At 57.3% G+C, this 19,570-nt stretch carries 25 protein-coding genes and 2 other annotated features; of the genes, 2 read left to right on the top strand and 23 right to left on the bottom strand.

Features of this window, described 5'->3' with window-relative positions:
- Position 1 precedes the first annotated feature (1 nt).
- The 16 genes from SELSP_RS03950 to SELSP_RS03875 form a co-directional block, all read right to left on the bottom strand.
- Positions 2–1,075, bottom strand: a complete 1,074-nt coding sequence (locus SELSP_RS03950) for an N-acetylmuramoyl-L-alanine amidase family protein (protein ID WP_233275194.1) — start codon at positions 1,073–1,075, stop codon at positions 2–4.
- A gap of 52 nt (positions 1,076–1,127) precedes the next feature.
- Positions 1,128–1,340 (bottom strand): DUF3006 domain-containing protein, encoded by a 213-nt coding sequence (locus SELSP_RS03945; protein ID WP_006192833.1) that lies wholly within the window; start codon positions 1,338–1,340, stop codon positions 1,128–1,130.
- Positions 1,341–2,240 (bottom strand): ComEC/Rec2 family competence protein, encoded by a 900-nt coding sequence (locus tag SELSP_RS03940; protein ID WP_013740692.1) that lies wholly within the window; start codon positions 2,238–2,240, stop codon positions 1,341–1,343.
- A 36-nt stretch (positions 2,241–2,276) separates the two neighbouring features.
- Complete coding sequence (locus SELSP_RS03935) at positions 2,277–3,068, bottom strand: HAD family hydrolase (protein ID WP_006192835.1); 792 nt, start codon at positions 3,066–3,068, stop codon at positions 2,277–2,279.
- Entirely contained in the window at positions 3,065–3,271 is a 207-nt protein-coding gene (locus SELSP_RS03930) for a hypothetical protein (protein ID WP_013740691.1), read from the bottom strand. Before SELSP_RS03930 ends, SELSP_RS03935 begins: the two co-directional genes overlap by 4 nt.
- A 164-nt stretch (positions 3,272–3,435) precedes the next feature.
- On the bottom strand, positions 3,436–4,182 hold the full coding sequence (gene sigH, locus SELSP_RS03925; protein ID WP_006192838.1) for an RNA polymerase sporulation sigma factor SigH: 747 nt from the start codon (positions 4,180–4,182) through the stop codon (positions 3,436–3,438).
- Between the two features lie 202 nt (positions 4,183–4,384).
- On the bottom strand, positions 4,385–4,915 hold the full coding sequence (locus SELSP_RS03920) for an NYN domain-containing protein (RefSeq protein WP_006192839.1): 531 nt from the start codon (positions 4,913–4,915) through the stop codon (positions 4,385–4,387).
- Positions 4,916–4,919: 4 nt separating this feature from the next.
- Positions 4,920–5,756, bottom strand: a complete 837-nt coding sequence (gene rlmB, locus SELSP_RS03915) for a 23S rRNA (guanosine(2251)-2'-O)-methyltransferase RlmB (protein ID WP_013740689.1) — start codon at positions 5,754–5,756, stop codon at positions 4,920–4,922.
- 27 nt (positions 5,757–5,783) lie between these two features.
- Positions 5,784–6,431, bottom strand: coding sequence for an FAD-dependent thymidylate synthase (gene thyX, locus SELSP_RS03910; RefSeq protein WP_006192841.1), 648 nt, complete (start codon positions 6,429–6,431; stop codon positions 5,784–5,786).
- A 34-nt stretch (positions 6,432–6,465) separates the two neighbouring features.
- Positions 6,466–6,984, bottom strand: a complete 519-nt coding sequence (locus SELSP_RS03905; protein ID WP_006192842.1) for a Mini-ribonuclease 3 — start codon at positions 6,982–6,984, stop codon at positions 6,466–6,468.
- The gene (gene cysS / locus SELSP_RS03900) at positions 6,981–8,411 is read right to left on the bottom strand and encodes a cysteine--tRNA ligase (protein ID WP_006192844.1); all 1,431 of its coding nucleotides are present in this window, start codon (positions 8,409–8,411) and stop codon (positions 6,981–6,983) included. The genes SELSP_RS03905 and cysS overlap by 4 nt, the downstream gene beginning before the upstream one ends.
- Positions 8,412–8,897 (bottom strand): 2-C-methyl-D-erythritol 2,4-cyclodiphosphate synthase, encoded by a 486-nt coding sequence (ispF, locus tag SELSP_RS03895; RefSeq protein WP_006192845.1) that lies wholly within the window; start codon positions 8,895–8,897, stop codon positions 8,412–8,414.
- Positions 8,898–8,916: 19 nt separating this feature from the next.
- Entirely contained in the window at positions 8,917–9,606 is a 690-nt protein-coding gene (gene ispD, locus SELSP_RS03890; RefSeq protein ID WP_013740688.1) for a 2-C-methyl-D-erythritol 4-phosphate cytidylyltransferase, read from the bottom strand.
- Between the two features lie 74 nt (positions 9,607–9,680).
- Positions 9,681–10,838, bottom strand: coding sequence for a PIN/TRAM domain-containing protein (locus SELSP_RS03885; protein WP_006192847.1), 1,158 nt, complete (start codon positions 10,836–10,838; stop codon positions 9,681–9,683).
- Positions 10,839–10,961: 123 nt separating this feature from the next.
- Positions 10,962–11,453, bottom strand: a complete 492-nt coding sequence (locus tag SELSP_RS03880) for a CarD family transcriptional regulator (RefSeq protein ID WP_009646831.1) — start codon at positions 11,451–11,453, stop codon at positions 10,962–10,964.
- A gap of 163 nt (positions 11,454–11,616) precedes the next feature.
- The gene (locus SELSP_RS03875) at positions 11,617–11,829 is read right to left on the bottom strand and encodes a hypothetical protein (RefSeq protein ID WP_006192849.1); all 213 of its coding nucleotides are present in this window, start codon (positions 11,827–11,829) and stop codon (positions 11,617–11,619) included.
- Positions 11,830–12,137: 308 nt separating this feature from the next.
- Positions 12,138–12,372, top strand: a binding site (T-box leader).
- Positions 12,373–12,423: 51 nt separating this feature from the next.
- On the opposite strand from SELSP_RS03875, the gene SELSP_RS03870 reads away from it, so the two are divergent.
- The gene (locus tag SELSP_RS03870) at positions 12,424–13,758 is read left to right on the top strand and encodes an MFS transporter (protein ID WP_006192851.1); all 1,335 of its coding nucleotides are present in this window, start codon (positions 12,424–12,426) and stop codon (positions 13,756–13,758) included.
- A gap of 81 nt (positions 13,759–13,839) precedes the next feature.
- Here the strand turns inward: SELSP_RS03870 and rplL are convergent, their stop codons facing one another.
- The 7 genes from rplL to rpmG form a co-directional block, all read right to left on the bottom strand.
- Positions 13,840–14,211, bottom strand: a complete 372-nt coding sequence (gene rplL / locus SELSP_RS03865) for a 50S ribosomal protein L7/L12 (RefSeq protein WP_006192852.1) — start codon at positions 14,209–14,211, stop codon at positions 13,840–13,842.
- A gap of 86 nt (positions 14,212–14,297) precedes the next feature.
- Positions 14,298–14,852: a 50S ribosomal protein L10 gene (gene rplJ / locus SELSP_RS03860; RefSeq protein WP_006192853.1), complete on the bottom strand. Its 555-nt coding sequence runs from the start codon at positions 14,850–14,852 to the stop codon at positions 14,298–14,300.
- A 24-nt stretch (positions 14,853–14,876) separates the two neighbouring features.
- Positions 14,877–15,023, bottom strand: a sequence feature (ribosomal protein L10 leader region).
- 3 nt (positions 15,024–15,026) lie between these two features.
- Complete coding sequence (gene rplA, locus SELSP_RS03855) at positions 15,027–15,713, bottom strand: 50S ribosomal protein L1 (RefSeq protein ID WP_006192854.1); 687 nt, start codon at positions 15,711–15,713, stop codon at positions 15,027–15,029.
- Between the two features lie 62 nt (positions 15,714–15,775).
- Positions 15,776–16,201, bottom strand: a complete 426-nt coding sequence (rplK, locus tag SELSP_RS03850) for a 50S ribosomal protein L11 (RefSeq protein WP_006192855.1) — start codon at positions 16,199–16,201, stop codon at positions 15,776–15,778.
- Positions 16,202–16,261: 60 nt separating this feature from the next.
- Entirely contained in the window at positions 16,262–16,798 is a 537-nt protein-coding gene (gene nusG / locus SELSP_RS03845) for a transcription termination/antitermination protein NusG (RefSeq protein WP_006192856.1), read from the bottom strand.
- Positions 16,799–16,813: 15 nt separating this feature from the next.
- Complete coding sequence (gene secE, locus SELSP_RS11930; protein ID WP_006192857.1) at positions 16,814–17,059, bottom strand: preprotein translocase subunit SecE; 246 nt, start codon at positions 17,057–17,059, stop codon at positions 16,814–16,816.
- 20 nt (positions 17,060–17,079) lie between these two features.
- Entirely contained in the window at positions 17,080–17,229 is a 150-nt protein-coding gene (rpmG, locus tag SELSP_RS03835; RefSeq protein WP_006192858.1) for a 50S ribosomal protein L33, read from the bottom strand.
- A 331-nt stretch (positions 17,230–17,560) separates the two neighbouring features.
- Here rpmG and SELSP_RS03830 point away from each other — a divergent pair, with 331 nt between their 5' ends.
- Complete coding sequence (locus SELSP_RS03830) at positions 17,561–19,513, top strand: methyl-accepting chemotaxis protein (protein ID WP_013740687.1); 1,953 nt, start codon at positions 17,561–17,563, stop codon at positions 19,511–19,513.
- Positions 19,514–19,570: the final 57 nt, after the last annotated feature.

Here is a 19,570-nt window from a genome sequence, read left to right as displayed (position 1 = left end):
CTTATCCGCCCACAAAGAAGCGGCTCAGCCCCTTCGCTATGGCAAATGCCATCTTGTTTTGAAAATCCTCCGAGGTCAAGAGAGCTTCTTCGCGTTCATTCGAGATGAAAGCAAGCTCAACAAGAGAGGCAGGCATGCTCGAATGCTTGAGCACGTAGAGGTTTGCCTCCTTCGCACCGCGATCCCGCAGGCCGCCCGCCGCAAGAAGCTCTTCCTGCAGGATGGCGGCGAGCCTGCCGCCCTCGATCGATCCATAGTACGAATACGTTTCCGTGCCGTTCGCCGTCGGGCTGGAAAAAGCGTTGCAGTGGATGCTCAAGAACAGCTCCGCTCCCGGCGTGCGCTCGGCGACATCGACACGCGCCTGCAGTTCCTCTCCGTTCGAAGCGTTCGGACCGTAGACGTCGCGATCCGTCGTGCGCGTCATCACGACGTGCGCACCTGCACCTTCCAAGAGACGCTGCACCTTCTGCGCCACCTGGAGAGCCACATCCTTTTCACGCACGCCATTCGGGCCGACCGCGCCCGAATCACTGCCGCCGTGTCCGGGATCGAGCACGATCGTATGCCCGGCGACGCCTTCGATGCCATCGGGTGCAACAAAAGCCGGCACAGGAGCAGCGACGGGCGTCATCACGTCAATGACAAGGCGATCCGGCTTCTTCGCGCTGCGATCGGCAGGCAGCGTGTAGACGGCGTAATTCTGCTCCTCCACCTCCGAGGCGAAGGAAACCATGATCTCCACGCCGCGCCGTCCCTCCTCGCGCAGCGTCATGAAGCGTCCGAGTGTGCCGTCAAGCGTCGCATCCGTGCGCATGGCGCCGAGTTTCGCATCCTGCACGGCCACGATCAGATGCTTGGGCTTCGCCGAATCTTTCTGAACCGTATAGGAAACATCCGCACGACTCATGCCGATCTCGATGCGCAGCACGCTGCGTCCATCCTCCTCGACCACCTGATACTGGAGGTCATTGAGTTCAAGCGCCCGCGCGGCGAAAGCCTCGGGGGCAAAGAGCATGAGCGCCATAAGGAAAAGGCTGACGGACAAAAAAAATCGTTTGAACAAAAAAACCACTCCTATCGTCAATCTCATAAGAGCGTCAAGCTCCGAGTTTCCATCTCACTTCTCAATCTCCCTTGAGACTCTGCAAAAGCGCCTCCGCTTCTTCGCGCGCCGCCTTCGTGCGCTCCTCGTCAAAGGAAATCTCCCAGCGAATATAATCGCCCTCAGAAAGCCCTGCGGGCAGTTCATCCGCGGGAAAGACAACCTTCTTCTCTTCCTCTCCCACGAGGAGAACCGCCTTTTCTTCCTCGAAGCGATCGATGACGGCAAATGCCATTTACTTTTCCTCCTTCACGCTGTAGGTCTTGCCGTCCGAGGTTACTGCAATCGTGCCGCCTTGGTCGGTGCGATAGACCTTGATGTTGAACTTCTTGTATCTTTCGAGGACTTCCTTGTGCGGATGCCCGTAATCGTTGCCCGCGCCGCAGGAGATCGCGACGACCTCGGGCGCCGTCGCCTTCAAAAATGCCGCCGTCGACGATGTCTTGCTGCCGTGGTGCGGCGCCTTGAGGACGAGGCTCTTGAGGTCGGCCGCGCTGTGGCGCGAGAGCGTCGAGTTCTCCGTCTCCTTTTCTGCATCGCCCGTGAAGAGCATCGTGAAGTCGCCGTATTCGAGCCTGCCGACAATCGAGTTGATGTTGAGGTTCGGCTTGCCGTTCTTCTTGCCCCCCTCCTTCACCATCTCGGCCGTCGGACTCAGAACGTGAAACGAAACGCCGCCGCCAAAGTCGAGCACATCGCCGTCGACAAGCGCCTTGTAGGGAATGTTCTTCGACTTGATGGTCTTCAGGTAGTCGCGGTAGAACTTCGTCGTCGTCGGCTCGCCGTTATCATAGACCGCCTTGACTTCGCAGTTCTTGAAGAGGACGGAAGCGCCGCCCAGATGGTCGGCATGGGGATGGGTGATGATGAGCTTGTCGACCGTCTTAATGTTTTCTTTCTTGAGCGCCGCTTCGAGCTTCGGATGTTCGTCGAGGTCGCCCGTGTCGATGAATATGGTCTGATCTGCCGTTCGTATGAGGATAGCGTCGCCCTGCCCGACGTCGAGCACCTTGACGTTTAGAGCGCCGCCCTTCGCCTGCGCCGCTTCCTGCGCCGCGTTCGGCGCTCCCATGCAGCCTGCCAGCAGCGTGCAGGCAAAAACGAGTGCGGCGAGCATACCCAGCATTTTCTTCATAAGGTTTCTCCTATCGTTCATCTAAGCTGTCACACTTCAATCGTTCTGCAAGATGCAGTGTTCGATTCCCCACGCCGCACCGTCTTCCAGCACCGTGGGCACGACAGTCTCAGCATGGGGCAGCAGACTCTCGTTGGCGTTCCCCATGACGAGGGCGTGCGCGACGGTCTGCATCATCTCAATGTCGTTCTCGCCGTCGCCGAAAGCGTAGCTTTCTTCCACGGGAACGCCGATGTATTCGAGTGCATGAAGGATGCCCGTGCCCTTCGATTCGTGCGCGGAATACAGCTCGAAGTTCCTGCCGTGCGCCGCATCGACGAGACCCGTGACGCCCGGAAGCTGCAGGAAGTCCGCAAAGGACGTGCGCTCTGCAGCATAAAACTCCATCTTGTAGGTCACAACATCGCGCCAAGAAAAGTCACGGCGAAAGAAGTCAAGCGGCACGTCGAAGCTCCTGAAGAAGGCTTCCAGCCCCTTGCATTCCGCGCCCATGTAGGTGAAGTCCACGCTCTCCTGGCAAAAGTCCAAGCCCTTCTCCTGCGCCAGACGCACGATGCGGCAGACGAGCGGCGGTGGCAGAGGCTTCTGAAAGATGATTTCACCGCCGACCATGACGACGGCGCCGTTCATGAGCACGAAGCCGTCGAAGCCGAGGTCGAGCAGCCCCTGCTCGATGAAGCTGTACGGACGCCCCGTGGCAACGAAGGCATAGTGCCCCGCTTCCTGCAGACGGTGGATCGCCGTGCGCACCGCCTCAGTGGGCAGCGGCCTCTTGTGCGTGACATCGATGATCGTGCCGTCGAGGTCGAAGAAAACCGCCTTTCTCATTTCTCTTCGCCGACCTCGCTCTTCTTCTCATGCGGCAGATCGAATACGACGCGCATGACGAGGAACACGGTCCACAGCGCCATCGAAACGAGATAGGCGATGTCGATGGTCTGCAAATTGTCATAGTCGAGCGTGGCCATGAGCCAAACGGCCACGACGAGGATGAACCAATCGAGCTTGCGTATTCTTTTCAGCTTTTCCATGCATTTCACCTTTCCCCTTGCTTTTCCTGCACGCTTTTTCATCGGAAAGCTCACGCGACCCCACCGTCAAGAGGCGCTTGCCGCCCAATTTCCGAGCGCCCTCCCCCTGCATGTGAAAAAGCCGCTCCCATGCCAAGCGCCTTGGCTGAAAGCGGCTGCCCTCTCTATTTCCGCTGCATCTGGGCGTCAAGGGCATCGTGCATACGATGATTGATCGTGCTCAAACCTCGGTAGACCGTCGTGATGTCAACCTCGTCCCCGCGGTTTTCCATGTAGCGCTCCAGCTTGCGCTTCACGCGCTGCAGCGCATTGTCGATGGACTTGACATGGCGGTCGAGGTCGACGGCGATCTCCTGATACGACTTGCCGTCGAGGTAGCTCATGAGCACGCGCCATTCGAGATCGCTCAGGATCTCTTCCATCTTTTCCTCGATGTCGACGAACTCTTCCTGACTGATGACGAGCTCCTCCGGATTCGAAACGCGTGCTCCCGGCAGAATATCAAGGAGCGTGCGGTCGGAATCCTCATCGTAAATCGGCTTGTTGAGCGATATGTATGAATTCAGCGGGATGTGCTTCTGGCGCGTCGCCGTCTTGATCGCCGTGATGATCTGGCGCGTCACGCAGAGCTCAGCAAACGCGCGAAAGGACGAAAGGCGGTCGTTGCGGAAATCGCGAATCGCCTTGTAAAGGCCGATCATGCCCTCCTGCACGATGTCCTCGCGGTCAGCGCCGATGAGGAAGTAGGAGCGCGCCTTCGCGCGAACGAAGTTGCGATACTTGTTGATCAAGTAATCCAGAGCGATGTTGCTGCAATTTTCCTTGATCCTGGAAATGACTTCCTCATCCGTCAGGCCGTCAAATCCTTCAAACCGTGTATCATTGCCGCTGTCTCTCATTTCCGCTTCCATAGCATCGACCCCATTCGTGTTGTTTTCCACTTCTGAAGAAAACGATGTCCCCCAGAGGGGCTGCCGATCCTTCGGCTTCCCCTCGACTGCTTTGATTATACTCCACAGATGCCCGAAACGTCAAGCGCGGCGCGGCTTTTTCCGCCTTTAGCGCGTTTTGCTGCGCATATTTCTCATTTGTCCGTGCCTTTTCCCGTACATTTCAGCGGCTTCGCTTTCGCAGAGCGTCGAGCTTCGCCGCCGTGCGGCTGTCGATGCGCGAGCCGACTTCGTTGCGCGAAAGGGGCAGCGTCACTTCGCCCAAGTACTCGTCGGCAATCTTTTTCTTCGTCTTCTTCACGCGCCGCCAAAGCTCCGTCGATGAGATGCGATAGGCGCCTGCGCCGAGGATCGCCGACTGCTCGGCGCCGTCGGAGGTCACGACGTGCACCTCGCGCGAGGTGCGCACGGATTCATAGGCAAGGCGCTCGATGCAGCTGTCCGCCGTCACGCCTTCGCCCGTGTAGATGACCTCGAAGTGCGGCGCGACCTGTTCTCTGTGCTCTTCGCCGCTTGCAAAGAGAGCGTCAAAGACGACGGTCATATCGTATTTTTCGTAAGCGCCGTATTCCATGAGCAGGTGAAGCAAGCGGTCACGCGCTTCTGCAAGGTCGCCCGCGCAGGAGGCCAGCTCGGGCAGCGCATGGATGACGTTGTAGCCGTCGATGATGAAGTGTTCACGCTTCTTCGCCATCGCCTTACGCCCTTCCCAAGAGGCGCGCGCGCCTCGCCTCGTACATGAGGAGCGCCCCGGCGACCGAAGCGTTGAGTGAGTTGATCGCCCCGTGCATCGGGATGCGCACGAGAAAGTCGCACGTCTCCTTGACGAGGCGGCCGAGTCCCTTGCCCTCGCTGCCGATGACGATGCACAAAGCCCCCGTCAAGTCGGCATGGAACATGTCCTCATCGCCCGCCATATCGGCGCCGACGAACCAGAGGCCGCGCTCCTTGAGGCGCTTCATCTCCTGCACGATGTTGCCGATGCGCACGACGCGCACATGCTCGACGGCGCCTGCCGAGGTCTTGGCGACCGTCGCCGTCAGCGCGCAGCCGCGGCGCTCGGGCACGAGCACGCCGTGCACGCCCGCCGCGTCCGCCGTGCGCAGGAGCGCGCCGAAGTTGTGCGGATCTTCGATCTCATCGAGCAGCAGGAGGAGAGGCGGTTCGCCCTTTTCCTCGGCGCACGCGAAGACATCATCGAGCGAGGCGTAGGCAACGGGCGCAGCATAGGCGATGACACCCTGGTGGCGCATGTCGGGCGCGAGCTGGTCGAGCTTCTCTCGCTTGCTCGCCCGCACGGGCACGCCCTGCTCGCGTGCAAGCGAGAGAAGCGGCGCGAGCGCCGCCTCCTTCGCGCCCTGCGCGACGAGGATGCGATTGATGCCGCGCCCTGCCTTCAGCGCCTCGAAGACGGCGTTCCTGCCGACGAGAATCTCATCGGCAGAAGGCGCATCGCGCCGCTCTTCCTGCCTCCCGCCGCGCTTCAAGACCGTCCGCTCTTCCTTCGCAGGCCGTTTCTTCTGCTTCGTTTCCATCGCTTCGCACCATCTTCCGCTCTTCATTCAGCGCACTTCGGGCTTCACGATATACCTCGCGAGCCACGGCTCTTCTTCGACGAGGAGGTCGCGCATCTTGAGCATCATGTTGCGGATCTCCCACTGTGCGCCCGGCGTCGTCACGCGCTTTTCGTAGACGTCCATGAAGGAACGCAGGTTGAGCGTCGTCACGAAATTCGTGCATGCCGCGCCCGGCAGCACGAAGCGTGCGTCCTGCTTCGCCACGCCGATCGCGAGAAGATCGTCGTAGGCCTTTTGAATCACCTGCATCGTTTCCATATAGCGCACATACGCCGCTTCTTTCTCACGAATCGTCTCGGGCACGACGTGGGCGAAGATGCCGTCCGCCTGCTTTTCCGACTGCTCCGAAACGTAGCGCTGGCTCTGGACGCTCAGCGACACGCCGATGCGGTGGCGCGAATACTGCGCGAGAAGCGTGCGCGAGACGCCCTTGACGGCAAACGTCATCGAGCAGTGCTCGACGACCGAGAGGTGCTTGCTCGTCATGATGCGCTCCAACAGGCGCAGCATATCCGCCTCGCTCTTTTCCTCGGCCAGAAGCTCGATGGGCGAATCCGCGCTGTAGCAGGTACGCGCCGCCGTCCAGCACGTTTTGAGGTAATTCGGCGTCTTTGCAATCAACTGTATTTCCAAGGCTCTTTTCCTTTCATCTTCGTAAGGCGTGCCGTCATTCAGCCGCCCCTTTCTTCACGCGCCGTCCGCGTTTAGCGGCAATCTCCGCCATCATGCCCTGCGCGATGGCCTGAAACGCCCATTCGGCGATCTCGTCCAAACGCTCCGTATCTTTTTCCAAAAACAGCGTGCCAAGAAGCGCCTCGAAGCCTGTGCTCGCATGGTACTCGGCGACGCTCGCGCGGCGCGGCGCATGGCTCTTCGCGTTCCTGCCGCGGCGGAAGATGCCGCGCTCGCGCTCCGTCAGACGCTCCTCAATCGCGTGATATGCCTTCGCCTGCCAGACCGCCGAGACGATCTGCGCGGCGAAATCGCTCAGGACGTGCACCTGCGACTGCTCGAAGGATAGAAGGCGCGTGCGCACGAAGAGATGGAAGTAGGCATCACCGATGTAGGCGAGCACGAGGGGGCTGGCGAGGCGCACATCGATTCCTTCGTAGCGCTCGGCGATGCCGCCCTCGCCGTCGGGCGTGAACATTGAACCGACGATGGCGCGAAAGCGATCAAACCTCATGCGCGCTTCCACCTTGCGCCCTGCGGCGTATCCTCGATGACGACGCCGCGAGCCTTGAGTTCGTCGCGCAGATGATCGGCGAGCGCCCAATTCTTCTCCTCACGCGCCTTCTGGCGCAGATTGAGGAGAAGTTCCATAAGGCTGTCGACAAGTCCGTCCGCCGCCTTTTCTTCCTTCGCCTCGAAGATGCCGATGACTTCCGCCATCTCGGCGTAGACGGCACGAACCTTGGCGAAGTTCGCCGCGTCGAAAGCAGCTGCGCCCGTCGTGACCTCGTTGTAATAGATATTGATTTCCTTCGATAGGGAGAAAAGGTGGCTGATGGCGAGCGCCGTATTGAAATCGTCGTCCATCGCTTCATAGAACGCGGCCTTGGCTTCCATCGCCGCTGCCAAAAGCGACTTCGCGCTGCCAGAGCTCTCGTCCTTGCGCGACGAGAGCTCTGCGGCATTGTCCCACGAATTCTTGAGGCGTGCGAGGCTCGTCTTCGCCTCCACCAAGCGCTCGTCGGTGAAATCGAGCGGACTGCGGTAGTGCGTCTGCACGATGAAGAAGCGCACGACCTCTCCCGCGTATTTCTCCAAAATGTCCTTGACCGTGAAGAAGTTGTTTTTCGACTTCGACATCTTCTCGTCATGGATCGTGATGAAGCCGTTGTGCAGCCAGTAGCGAGCGAAGCTGTGGTCGTCGCCCGTGCATGCCTGCGCCTGTGCGATCTCGTTCTCGTGATGCGGGAAGATGAGATCGCTGCCGCCGCCGTGGAAGTCGAACGTCTCGCCCAGATACTTCATCGACATCGTTGAACACTCGATGTGCCAGCCCGGACGCCCCTTGCCCCACGGACTGTCCCAAGACGGCTCTCCGGGCTTCGCCGCCTTCCACAGCGCGAAATCCATCGGATGATGCTTGCGCTCGTCGACGCCGACGCGTGCGCCCGCCTGCATGTCGTCCAAGGAGCGGCCGCTGAGCTTGCCGTAGCCCGCGAAGCGCTCCACGCTGTAGTAGACGTCGCCGTCGAGCGCATAGGCATAGCCCTTCTCGATGAGCTTTTCGATCACGGCGAGCACGTCCGCAATATGCTCCGAAACGCGCGGATAGGCGTCGGCGCGGCGCACGTTGAGCGCGTCGATCGCCTTGAAGTATTCTGCGATGTAGTGATCGGCGAGTTCCTTCCACGTCTCGCCCGCCTCCTTTGCACGGCGGATGATCTTGTCGTCGATGTCCGTGAAGTTCTGCACGTAGTGCACGGCATAGCCCTTCTTCTCGAGATAGCGGCGCACGACGTCCCATGTGACAAAGGGACGCGCGTTGCCAATATGCGGGTCGTTGTACGGCGTCACGCCGCAGCAGTAGATGCTCGCCTTGCCCGGCTCAAGGGGCTTGAATTCCTCTTTCTCGCGCGTCAGCGTATTGTAAACCCTCAGCATTTATTTTTCCTCCATTCGCTCCAAAGAAGCGACAGCGTAGGCGGATATGCCTTTCTCCTCGCCCGTAAAACCGAGCTTTTCTTCCGTCGTCGCCTTCACATTCACCTGATCAAGCTCCAAATCGAGCTTTTCGGCGATGTTACGGCGCATCTCCTCGATGTAGGGCGCGAACTTCGGACGCTGCGCCACGATTGTCGCGTCGATGTTGCCGACGCGATAGCCCTTCGCACGAAGCATTTGTGCGACATGCTCCAAGAGCTTCATGCTCGACACGCCTTTCCAGCGATCGTCACTGTCGGGGAAATGTCTGCCGAGATCGCCGAGCGCCGCTGCGCCCAAGAGGGCGTCCTCGACGGCGTGCAGCAGCACATCGGCGTCCGAATGTCCCAGAAGCCCATATTCATGCGGGATGTCGACGCCGCCCACGATGAGCTTGCGCCCTGTCACCAGACGGTGCACGTCGTATCCCATGCCAAATCTCGTCATATCGTCACCTTCATTTCAGCTATAATTTCTCAGAATGCGCCAAAAGCGCCTCCGCCATCCACAAATCTTCAGGCGTCGTGATCTTCAGATTGCCGTAGTCGCTCTCAACAACGAAGACCGCCTCGCCGATTCGCTCGACGAGACTCGCGTCGTCCGTGCCAAGAAAGCCGTCCTGCGCCGCCTTCTCATAAGCTCGCTGCAAAATCTCGCGGCGAAATCCCTGCGGTGTCTGCACCTCCCAGAGACTTGCACGCGACGGCGTCGCCTCGACGCGTCCATCCTCACCGACAACCTTGATCGTGTTCTTCGCGCGCACGGCAGCGATGGCCGCGCCCTTCTCACGCGCCGCAGAGATGACCGCTTCGATTGCAGCAAGGCTCACTAAAGGCCGCGCCGCATCGTGCACGAGCACAATGTCGGCATCTGCGGCGAGATGTGCCATGCCGTTCGCGATCGAATACTGGCGCTCAGCGCCGCCTTGAACGACGCGCCAGGGCTTCAAGCCCTGCGCCTTCTCCAGCATCTCCTCGACAAAAGCGATCTCATCCTTGGCGACGACGACGATCAGTTCGGCGACTGCAGGTACGGCGGAAAAGCGCCGCAGCGTGCGAAGCAGGATCGGCACGCCGGAAAGTTCCAGAAGCACCTTGTTTCTGTCCGCCTTCATGCGCCTTCCTGCACCCGCCGCCGGAAAAATCACGGAAACCATAAAGCCTCCTTGCATATACTGCTTTATAAACGCGCCGCCGATAAGTCGCATGACCTATCGGCGGCACTTCTCTTTCACCAATGTCTGGGCTTTGCAAAAATCATGCGTCCGGCTGCTGTCTGCAGCGCCGACGTGACCTCCACTTCAATCGTATTGTTGATATGGCGGCGGCCGTTCTCGATGACGATCATCGTGCCGTCATCGAGATAGGCGACGCCCTGTCCCGGCTCCTTGCCTTCCTTGACGACGGAAACGCGCATCGTCTCGCCTGGAATGACGACGGGCTTCACGGCATTGGAAAGCTCGTTGATGTTGAGGACGGGCACGTCGCGCAACTCTGCAACCTTGTTCAGGTTGAAATCATTCGTGATGAGCTTGCCGCCCACGACCTGCGCGAGGCGCACGAGCTTCGAGTCGACCTCGGCGATGTCGTCGAAGTCCTGGCTCGTGATCTCGACCTCCATCTTCGATTCCATGCGTATGCGCTGCAGGACATCGAGTCCGCGCCTGCCGCGCACGCGTTTCAACGCATCTGAGGAATCGGCGATATGCTGCAGTTCTTCCAAGACGAACTCAGGGATGAGCAATGTACCGTCAATGAAGCCCGTCTCACATATATCGGCGATGCGTCCGTCGATGATGACGCTTGTATCGAGCAGCTTGTAGAGCTTGGACGATTTCTGTTCCTTGCCGATTTGCCCCAGCGCTTCCTTGGCCTTCGCCTGCGCCTTCGCCTCGCGGCTCTTGCTGATCAGATTCGGCAGCGTGCCGAAAAGATCGCCGACTTCCTTGCGCTTTTTGATCGTGATATGAATGCCGAGATAGCCGAACACGATGCTGAAAACGACAGGAAAATATGCTCCGACGAGCGGAATCTTGGAAAACGCCGCTCCCAATAAATTTGCAATGATAAGTCCGATGGCCAGCCCCGCTGCGCCTGCGATGACATCATGAATCGGCATCTTGTTCAGCTGCGTTTCGACCCAATAGGTGAAGCGTTTGAGCGTAGCCGTGAAAAGAGGCGTCGTGATGAAGCCGAGAACCCCGCCCAGAACAGCACCGACGAGGATGCAGACGAGCGAAGCGAGCGTCAAGCCGAAGAGTCCGAGATCCAGCTTGAGAACTTCCGTGCTCAGAAACAAGGTCAGAAGCGGACTGGCAAGCTGCATGAGCGCTCCGCCGAGAATGGCGAAGATCAGCGTGATGAAAAAACGCAATACTTTTTCGAGCAATAAACATCCCTCCCCATATAATGGAAATGACAAAGCCAAACAGATTTATCATACTAAATCTATTCGGCTTTGTCAAAAGAAATCACTCTCGAATCGCCGGGGTCTTCCCAGGGATCGTCAGCATCAGGCAAAATCGTTTTCCGCAAGGATGCCATCCATCCACGACTTGACTTCCTCGGGCGATTTGCTGCAGGCATAGACAAGTTCACTGACGATGATCTGCCGCGCGAGATCCAGAAGGCGCCGCTCGCCGCTAGAAATCTTGCGCAGGCGATCCTGCAGGACGAGATTCCGCGCGACAGCCGCCACATCGCATATATCGCCGCTCTTCATGCGCTCAAGATTCGCATGAAAGCGCTTGTTCCAGCTTCCCGTCGCACGCTCGGGAGCCATCTGCAAAATGTCCTTGACCTCTTCGACCTGCGTTTCGGGAATCACGTCTCGAAGACCCATATTATCCACGTTGTCCGTCGGTATCATGACCTTCATGTTGCCCAATGGCATTTGAAGCACATAATAGGATTTGCCCTCGCCGAGCACCTCGCAATCCTCTATGCCGGAAATCACGCCCGCCCCATGCATCGGATAGACAACCGTGTCACCAACCTGAAGCAATACTACACCTCCTGCCCTTCCCCATGCAAAACGCATGGAATTAAAAAACTATCCGCATACATTATAGCACAAATCTTCAGAAGTTGGAAGAAAATAATTAGTTTATCATATCCCTCATTTCATGTCAATCGGATTTTATCATATCCAGGACAATTCTCTCACATTATGAATCCATATCATGTCCATGCCTATGCCCCAAGGCCGCCGCCCATTCGTGACTGATGAGTCCGCCATGGGCAAAAAGTTCGACGATGTGTGCATTCGTCTCACGAATCGCCCGCGCCTCCTCTTCCGTGCCGCCGTTTCGGATGCAGGCATGGTAAGATTTTTTCAGCTGACGGTTGATGCGGTAATACTGCTGTGTGCGAAAATACATGAGTTTTCCCCTCTCTTCTGCGCTTCTTATCCGCGCGGTGGTCTGTCTTCCTCTAGTATAGCAAACTACACGCACAAACGTCCAGTTTTTGGACATTGTGCGCCGCCCTTACATGAAAAAGCCAATCATTCTGCGCCCTTCGGGCTTGACCTCTTGGGTTTTCATAGCAAAAGCAGCCCGATCGACCAAGCAAAAATAAATTTTCTCCAAATGCTTGACAACCTTCTTTTCAAGGAGTATATTATGCTTCATCGAGGTTACAACTTAACAAACCACGATGCAAACCACGATGCAAAAGAATACATCGCCAAAATTCTATGACGGGAAAGAGTATTCGTGATACGCTGTCTTACAGAGAGCCGCTCCTGTGCTGAAAAGCGGCAGAAAGCCTCGCGAAGAAAATCCTCCCCGAGAAGCAAAGCTGAAATCGAGTAAGCCGAGCCGTCCCTTCCGCGTTAGAGGAAGCGCGTATGTTTGTACGCGGCAAGCGCCCGCTTCACGCGGGAATCTGGGTGGTACCGCGGATAATCCTCCGTCCCTTTCGAGGGGCGGAGTTTTTGTTTATCATCCTGCATTATTTTAGGAGGAATCATTATGGAAAATTTGGATCTCGCCCGTCTCAGACGAAAGCGCGACCTGCGCATCATCCTGCCCGTCTTCCTCGTGTCCATCATCGCCTGCATCGACCGCGTGAACATCGCCTATGCAGCGCTGACCATGACGCAGGATCTCGACTGGATCACGCCCGAAATCTTCGGCGCAGGCGCGGGCATCTTCTTCATGGGCTACCTGCTCCTGGAAATCCCCGGCGCACTCATCGCCGCCCGCTTTTCCGCCGCGAAGTGGATCGCACGCATCATGTTCACCTGGGGACTTGTCTGCATCTTCATGGCATTCATGCAGACGCAGACGGAGTTCTACCTTTGCCGCTTCCTGCTCGGCGCCTCAGAAGCGAGCCTTTACCCCGTCATCTACTCCGTGCTCTTCGCGCGTTGGTTTTCCGAAAGGGAGAGAGCGCGCGCCAATTCCCTCATGCTGACGTCACTTCTCATCTCAACGATCGTCGGCGCACCACTTGCGGGATTCCTGCTGCAAACATCCTTCTTCGGCATGCACGGCTGGCAGGAACTGTTCATCTTGGAGGCAGTGCCCGCCCTCCTCTTCGCCGTATTTTTCTTCTACTTCGTCAAGGACAAGCCCGACCAGGTTTCCTGGCTCAGCGCAGAAGAAAAGGAATACTTGAACCGCCAGTACGAAGAAGAGCAGGCGCGTATGCAGAGCGTCAAGAAGTACACGATTTTTCAGGCTTTCTCCGATCCCAAGGTCTTGAAGCTCTGCTTCATCTATTTCATGTGGGTCATCGGCTTCTGGGGCTTCAACTTCTGGATGCCGACGGTACTCAAGGGGCTTTCGGGCTGGTCGACCGGATTCCTCGGCGGCGCCATCGCCATTCCGATGACAGCGGCGCTCCTCGTGCAGGTCATCATCGGCAAGACCTCGACGAAGACGGGAGACAAGGTCTGGCACGTCGCGGGCGCTCTCTTCGTCGGCGCCGTCGGGCTAGGGCTAAGTCCCTTTGCCGATAACATGTATACGGCGCTCTTCCTCGTCTGCCTGTCCGCCATCGGCATCTACGCCGCCATGGGCGTCTGGTGGACGATCCCGACGAGCTTCCTCTCCGGCTCCGCCGCCGCCGGCAGCGTCGCCCTCATCAACTCCTGCGGCAATCTCGGCGGCTGGGTCGGCCCCTACATGATGGGCTGGCTCAAGACGGAGACAGGCTCCTTCGACACGGGCTACTTCCTCATGGCGCTCTTCATGTTCATCGCGGCGCTCACCGTGCTGACAATCCAATATAGTTGGAACGGCAAGCGAAAGACGGCACAAACGGAAAGCGAACATCCGCTTACGCTGCAGCAGGAAACGTAAACCAACCAAACAAAAACCGCCCTTGCAGTCGAAAATCGACTTGCAAGGGCGGTTTCTTATGTAGCTTCTGCTGCGCCCAAATTACTTGAGCTCGACCGTTGCGCCGGCCTCTTCGAGCTTCTTCTTGAGCTCTTCTGCCTCTGCCTTCGCGATGTTCTCCTTGATCGGAGCAGGAGCGCCGTCAACGAGTTCCTTCGCTTCCTTCAGGCCGAGACCCGTAGCTTCGCGGACAGCCTTGATGACGTTGATCTTCTTGTCGCCTGCAGCAGCGAGAACGACCGTGAACTCGGTCTTCTCTTCACCGGCAGCAGCCGCCGGAGCAGCGCCGGCAGCAGCAACAGCGACCGGAGCCGCGGCACTGACACCAAACTTCTCTTCCATAGCCTTGACGAGTTCGGAAAGTTCGAGGACGGTCATGCCCTCAATGGCCTGCATGATTTCTTCTTTAGTCATGATTGTACCTCCATAAAATTGTTTTCTTCAAATATATTCAGCCTGCAAGCGACGGGCATCTGCCCAAGCGCTGCACTCTATAAGGTTCAGGCAGAAGCCTGCTCCTCCTTTTGCTTGCGGATCGCCTCAAGCACATAGACCGCGTTGCGGATGACTCCCTGGAGCACGTTGACCGTACCCGCAATCGGAGACTGCATGCTGCCCAAGAGCTTTGCGAGAAGAACCTCGCGCGACGGCAGATCGGCCAAAGCCTTGACCTCGGCGACGTCGATGACGCGTCCGTCGAGAAGACCCGCCTTGAGCGTCAGGATGCCGGCATCCTCAAGCTTGTTCTTCTTCATGAACTCGCAGATGACCTTCGCCGGCGCCACAGCGTCGTCAGCGGAAACGGCAAGAGCCGTCGTCCCCTCCAAGTGATCGCAAAGTTCGTCGAGACCGAGTTCCTTCGCGGCGATGCGCGTCATCGTGTTCTTGACGACATGATACGAAACGCCTGCCTCACGAAGCGTGCGGCGAAGCGCCGTGTCCTGCGCCACCGTCAAGCCTTTGTAGCTCGTAAAAACGGCGCCCTTCGCTGCCGAAAGCCTTTCCTTCAGCTCGGCGACGACCGCTTCCTTCTTTGCATTTACCTTTGCATTCATTCTTGCACCCCCTCTCAATGAGATTTAACAAAAATAAAACGGCTCCCAACTGTATGCCGGAAGCCGCATCTTTTGAAGCAATGCGCCTGAATCCGACCTCGGCGGGCGAGCAACTTGCTCGTTAGATGGAAGATCCATACCTGCTGTCTACAGTCATTCTATGTAGTTGTCGAATCAGGCCATCGTAGCAACCGGAATGCCGGGACCCATCGTGGAGCTGACCGTGATTGCACGGATGTACTGCCCCTTCGCCGCTGCCGGACGAACGCGGACAAGCGTATCAATGAGCGCCTGATAATTCGCCTTGAGCTTATCGACATCGAACGAAGCCTTGCCGATCGGGACATGGATGTTGCCTGCCTTGTCCGTACGGTACTCGACCTTACCGGCCTTGATCTCATTGATTGCCTTCACAAGATCCATCGTGACCGTACCGAGCTTCGGGTTCGGCATGAGACCGCGAGGACCCAAGACCTTACCGAGACGACCGACCGTTCCCATCATGTCGGGCGTAGCGACGGCGACATCGAAGTCGAACCAGCCGCCCTGAATCTTCGTGACGATCTCGTCCGAGCCGACGTAATCAGCACCTGCATCCTCAGCTTCCTTGACCTTCTCGCCCTTGGCAAAGACGAGAACCTTCTTCGCCTTGCCCGTGCCGTGCGGCAGAACCATAGCGCCGCGAACCTGCTGATCGGCGTACTTCGGATCGACGCCGAGACGGACATGCAGTTCGATCGTCTCGTCGAACTTTGCCGTCGCAGTCTTCTTCACGAGTTCCATGGCCTCAGCGACACTGTAGAGCTTTCCGTCTTCCAAAAGCTTCGCGGCATCCTGGTATTTCTTGCCGTGTTTTGCCATTCAAAAATTCCCCTTTCGTGGTCATAGCGGATTTTCCCTGCCACGAGCATGAGCGCCTCAAATCAATCGACGATTTCAATGCCCATGCTGCGAGCCGTTCCCTCGATCATGCGCGTAGCAGCTTCGAGGTCTGCCGCATTGAGATCCTGCATCTTCGACTGCGCGATCTCCTGCGCTTTCGCGCGCGGCACCTTGGCGACTTTCGTCTTGTTCGGCTCACCGGAAGCTTTTTCAATGCCGGCAGCTTTCTTCAAAAGAATTGCGGCGGGCGGCGTCTTCGTGATGAACGTAAACGAACGATCCTCGAAGACCGTGATTTCGACCGGAATGACAAGACCAGCCTGTTTGGCCGTCCTCTCATTGAATTCCTTGACGAAAGCCATGATGTTGACGCCTGCCTGACCGAGCGCCGGGCCTACCGGAGGAGCCGGACTTGCCTTGCCGGCGACAACCTGCAGCTTGACGAGCTTTGCGACCTTCTTTGCCATACTTTTAACACCTCCTTAAAAGGGGTTATACTGCGGTCAGCACCTGCGGCGCTGCGGCAGCTAAATCTTTTCAACCTCATTGTACGAGACTTCGGCCGGAGTTTCACGCCCGAACATCTCGACGAGCACCTTGACCTTGCCCTTCTCGGGAAGCACCTCCGCCACCGTAGCGGCGAAATTCTCGAAAGTGCCCGAATTGATGCGGACAGCCTGCCCAACCTCGAGATCGATATGGACGACGGGCTTCTCTTCCTCCGCCCCCATGGATTTCAAGATATGCTTTACTTCTGCTTCCGACAGCGGAATCGGCTTCGTTCCCGAGCCGACGAAACCCGTGACGCCCGGCGTGTTGCGCACGACGTACCACGAGCGGTCATTGACGATCATCTCGACTAAGGCGTAGCCGGGAAAAACCTTCTTCTTGACGAGCTTCTTCTTGCCGTCCTTGATTTCGGCCTCCTCCTCCATCGGGACGATGACATTGAAGATATTGTCCTCCATCCCCATGGTATGGACGCGAGACTCAAGATTCGCCTTGACCTTGTTCTCATATCCGGAATAGGTATGAATCACATACCATTTCTTCTCAGATTCCATCGCGCCTCCAGCCTTCTATCGCAGAATAAGTTGAAACAGCCTTGCAAAAAACGTATCGCATACCCAGATCAGCGCACAGACGACAACGACCGCCACTCCCACAACGCCGGTATACGTCACCAGCTCCCTGTGAGTCGGCCATGTCACCTTCTTCATCTCCGCCTTGACCTCGCCCAAGAAACGGAAGAGGTTGAAACCGCCTGAAGAAGACTGCGGCGCTGACGATCTTTCATCCGCCAAAGCATTCACACCCCGTATCATATTGCTGCAAGCCGCAGGGCTTACTTCGTTTCCTTATGCGGCGTATGCTTCTTGCAGAACTTGCAATACTTGTTGAATTCAAGCCGATCGGGATCATTCTTCTTGTTCTTGTTGGTCTGATAGTTGCGGTTCTTGCAAACCGTGCAGGCCAACGTAACGGCATTGCGCATGTTTCAGCACTCCTTCCATAAAATCACTAACATACTTTATCACACTTAACACCGAGTGTCAACAATGTCCGGGAAAAATCCTTCCTTCTTCTCGTCGAAAAACCCAGCAAATTCGTTCTATGGGAGATTCCTCGTATTTTATATATCGTCGGCAGGAAAACAGAGTCTAATCTCGTAATAAGAATGTAAACGAATACGAGTCTATTTCCTTATGCTTCATCGTATTCATCATGACAATTCTGCCATGAACACTTGGAAAGTCGCACAAAAGATAATCCTTTTGCCGATATCCAAGACACCGCAGGGGAAAAAACGGAAAGGAGTCACTATCATGAATTTGAAAACAAGAATGATCGCCCTGATCGGCACGCCTGTCCTCCTAGTCTTCATCGTCATGGCGGGCATTGTCTATGAAATCCTCATGGATTCCATGGAACAGGAAATGATGGAAATGGCGACCCATCATGCGAGCGACATCAACGGGCAGCTGATTGGCAAGAAGGAAATGCTCGCCGCTGTGACGCGCTCCTGGGATGCGAAGCTTCCCTCACACGAGGACATGCAGACGACGGCGAACCATTTTGCCAATAAAAACGGCATCGGGGATTTCTTCATCGGCTTCCCGAATCAGCCCTTCATCGATGGTGCGGACAAGACATCAGACCCCACCTTCGATGCGACAGGACGCGCCTGGTACAAGGATGCAACAGGCTCTCAGGAGGTCATGATCTCGAAGATCTACCTGACGAAGACCGATCACAAGCCCGTCGTGAGCTTCAGCTCGGCATTTCGCCAAAACGGTCAGGTCGCTGGCGTCGCGGGCTTTGACCTCTCTCTCGACGCCGTGAAGGATTTCGTCTCCGCCATCAAGGTAGGAGAAACGGGCGGCGCCTTCCTTCTCAACGAGGACGGCAACTTCATCTCGCACAAGTCGAAGACGATTGACGACACGATCCTCGACCAGAAGGAAAACGCCGACGCGATCAAAGCCTTCTTCAAGGGCAAACCAACCATCGCCTCCTGGAGCGAGGATGGTACGACGATGCTCTTTGCCTCCGCCCCTGTCGGTGATACGGGCTGGGTGCTTGTCCTCGAAGTGCCGAAGTCGGAAATTCTCGCTCCGATCATGAAGATGGGCGCGGTCGTCGCCGTCATCATCATCCTCTCGATCGCCATGCTCATCTCCATCATCCTCTACATCACGCGCTCGATTGCGACGCCGATCACGGAACTCGGCAAGATCGCCGAACAAGTGGCAGAGGGCAATTTGTCGCATAAGTTCAGCGATACGGATCGTCAAGACGAAATCGGCCGGCTGCATCAGAGCTTTGCCAAGATGTCCAAGAACCTGCACGACCTCGTGCAGCGCTCCCTCAAGGCCGCCGATCAGCTCGCTGTATCCTCCGAGGAACTGACCTCTTCGGCCGGGCAATCCGCCAACGCTTCGCAAAGCGCTGCAGAAGCCGTGACCCATATCGCCCAGAGCGCACAGGAGCAAAATGACATCGTCGACCGCTCCATCGACTCTGTCAATGCGATGTCCGATGAAATGAACCAAGTCGTCGATGTCATCCACGACGTCGCGGCCTCCGCCGCCGAAACGCACAAGGCGACGACGGAAGGCCAGAGCGGACTTCACGTCGCTGTCAAGGGAATGGAAACCATCAATGGCAGTACGGAGGAAGTCGCCGATGCCGTCAACTCTCTCTACGAAGGATCGAAACGCATATCCGAGATCGTCGAGATGATCACCCAGATTGCCAGCCAGACGAATCTCCTCGCCTTGAATGCCGCCATCGAGGCCGCACGCGCCGGCGAGTCGGGCAAAGGCTTCGCCGTCGTTGCTGAAGAGGTGCGAAAACTCGCCGAGCAATCAGAAACGGCAGCGCAGCAGATCACGACGCTCATCACGGAAAACTCTTCCCAGATCGAGCGTACCTTCTCCATCATGCAGCAGCAGAAGGAGCGCGTCGGCGAAGGCGTCACGCAAGTCAACGAAGCGGGCAAAAAGTTCGACCGCATCGCCGAACTCGTGCAGGGACTCTCGGAGCGCGTCACGAGCATCGAGACGTTGACGCAGCGCGTGCGTCAGGGAAGCGCGCAGACTGTATCTTCCGTACAGGAAATCAAGAGCGCCTCGAACGATGTGCGCAGGGAGGCAGAAAACGTCTCCGCCGTCTCGGAGGAACAAGCCGCATCGACGCAGGAAATCGCCGCTGCAAGCCAGACACTGTCGCAGCTCGCCCACGAGCTGAAAGAGACCGTCGGCCGCTTCCACGTCTGACGACTGCACCTTTACAATCAATCAAAATGATGTATAATATAAGGTATAATTATAGAA

This window comes from Selenomonas sputigena ATCC 35185, from assembly GCF_000208405.1.
Taxonomy (GTDB): Bacteria; Bacillota; Negativicutes; order Selenomonadales; family Selenomonadaceae; genus Selenomonas; species Selenomonas sputigena.
Note: the sequence above shows the minus strand (reverse complement) of the source record. Positions and strands in the feature narration are given on the sequence as shown.

Coding starts and splice junctions, on each gene's coding strand:
- SELSP_RS03945 (WP_006192833.1), bottom strand. CDS start 1,340: ATGGCATTTGCCGTCATCGATCGCTTCGAGGAAGAAAAGGCGGTTCTC.
- SELSP_RS03940 (WP_013740692.1), bottom strand. CDS start 2,240: ATGAAGAAAATGCTGGGTATGCTCGCCGCACTCGTTTTTGCCTGCACG.
- SELSP_RS03935 (WP_006192835.1), bottom strand. CDS start 3,068: ATGAGAAAGGCGGTTTTCTTCGACCTCGACGGCACGATCATCGATGTC.
- SELSP_RS03930 (WP_013740691.1), bottom strand. CDS start 3,271: ATGGAAAAGCTGAAAAGAATACGCAAGCTCGATTGGTTCATCCTCGTC.
- sigH (WP_006192838.1), bottom strand. CDS start 4,182: ATGGAAGCGGAAATGAGAGACAGCGGCAATGATACACGGTTTGAAGGA.
- SELSP_RS03920 (WP_006192839.1), bottom strand. CDS start 4,915: ATGGCGAAGAAGCGTGAACACTTCATCATCGACGGCTACAACGTCATC.
- rlmB (WP_013740689.1), bottom strand. CDS start 5,756: ATGGAAACGAAGCAGAAGAAACGGCCTGCGAAGGAAGAGCGGACGGTC.
- SELSP_RS03905 (WP_006192842.1), bottom strand. CDS start 6,984: ATGAGGTTTGATCGCTTTCGCGCCATCGTCGGTTCAATGTTCACGCCC.
- cysS (WP_006192844.1), bottom strand. CDS start 8,411: ATGCTGAGGGTTTACAATACGCTGACGCGCGAGAAAGAGGAATTCAAG.
- ispF (WP_006192845.1), bottom strand. CDS start 8,897: ATGACGAGATTTGGCATGGGATACGACGTGCACCGTCTGGTGACAGGG.
- ispD (WP_013740688.1), bottom strand. CDS start 9,606: ATGGTTTCCGTGATTTTTCCGGCGGCGGGTGCAGGAAGGCGCATGAAG.
- SELSP_RS03875 (WP_006192849.1), bottom strand. CDS start 11,829: ATGTATTTTCGCACACAGCAGTATTACCGCATCAACCGTCAGCTGAAA.
- SELSP_RS03870 (WP_006192851.1), top strand. CDS start 12,424: ATGGAAAATTTGGATCTCGCCCGTCTCAGACGAAAGCGCGACCTGCGC.
- rplL (WP_006192852.1), bottom strand. CDS start 14,211: ATGACTAAAGAAGAAATCATGCAGGCCATTGAGGGCATGACCGTCCTC.
- rplJ (WP_006192853.1), bottom strand. CDS start 14,852: ATGAATGCAAAGGTAAATGCAAAGAAGGAAGCGGTCGTCGCCGAGCTG.
- rplA (WP_006192854.1), bottom strand. CDS start 15,713: ATGGCAAAACACGGCAAGAAATACCAGGATGCCGCGAAGCTTTTGGAA.
- rplK (WP_006192855.1), bottom strand. CDS start 16,201: ATGGCAAAGAAGGTCGCAAAGCTCGTCAAGCTGCAGGTTGTCGCCGGC.
- nusG (WP_006192856.1), bottom strand. CDS start 16,798: ATGGAATCTGAGAAGAAATGGTATGTGATTCATACCTATTCCGGATAT.
- secE (WP_006192857.1), bottom strand. CDS start 17,059: ATGATACGGGGTGTGAATGCTTTGGCGGATGAAAGATCGTCAGCGCCG.
- rpmG (WP_006192858.1), bottom strand. CDS start 17,229: ATGCGCAATGCCGTTACGTTGGCCTGCACGGTTTGCAAGAACCGCAAC.
- SELSP_RS03830 (WP_013740687.1), top strand. CDS start 17,561: ATGAATTTGAAAACAAGAATGATCGCCCTGATCGGCACGCCTGTCCTC.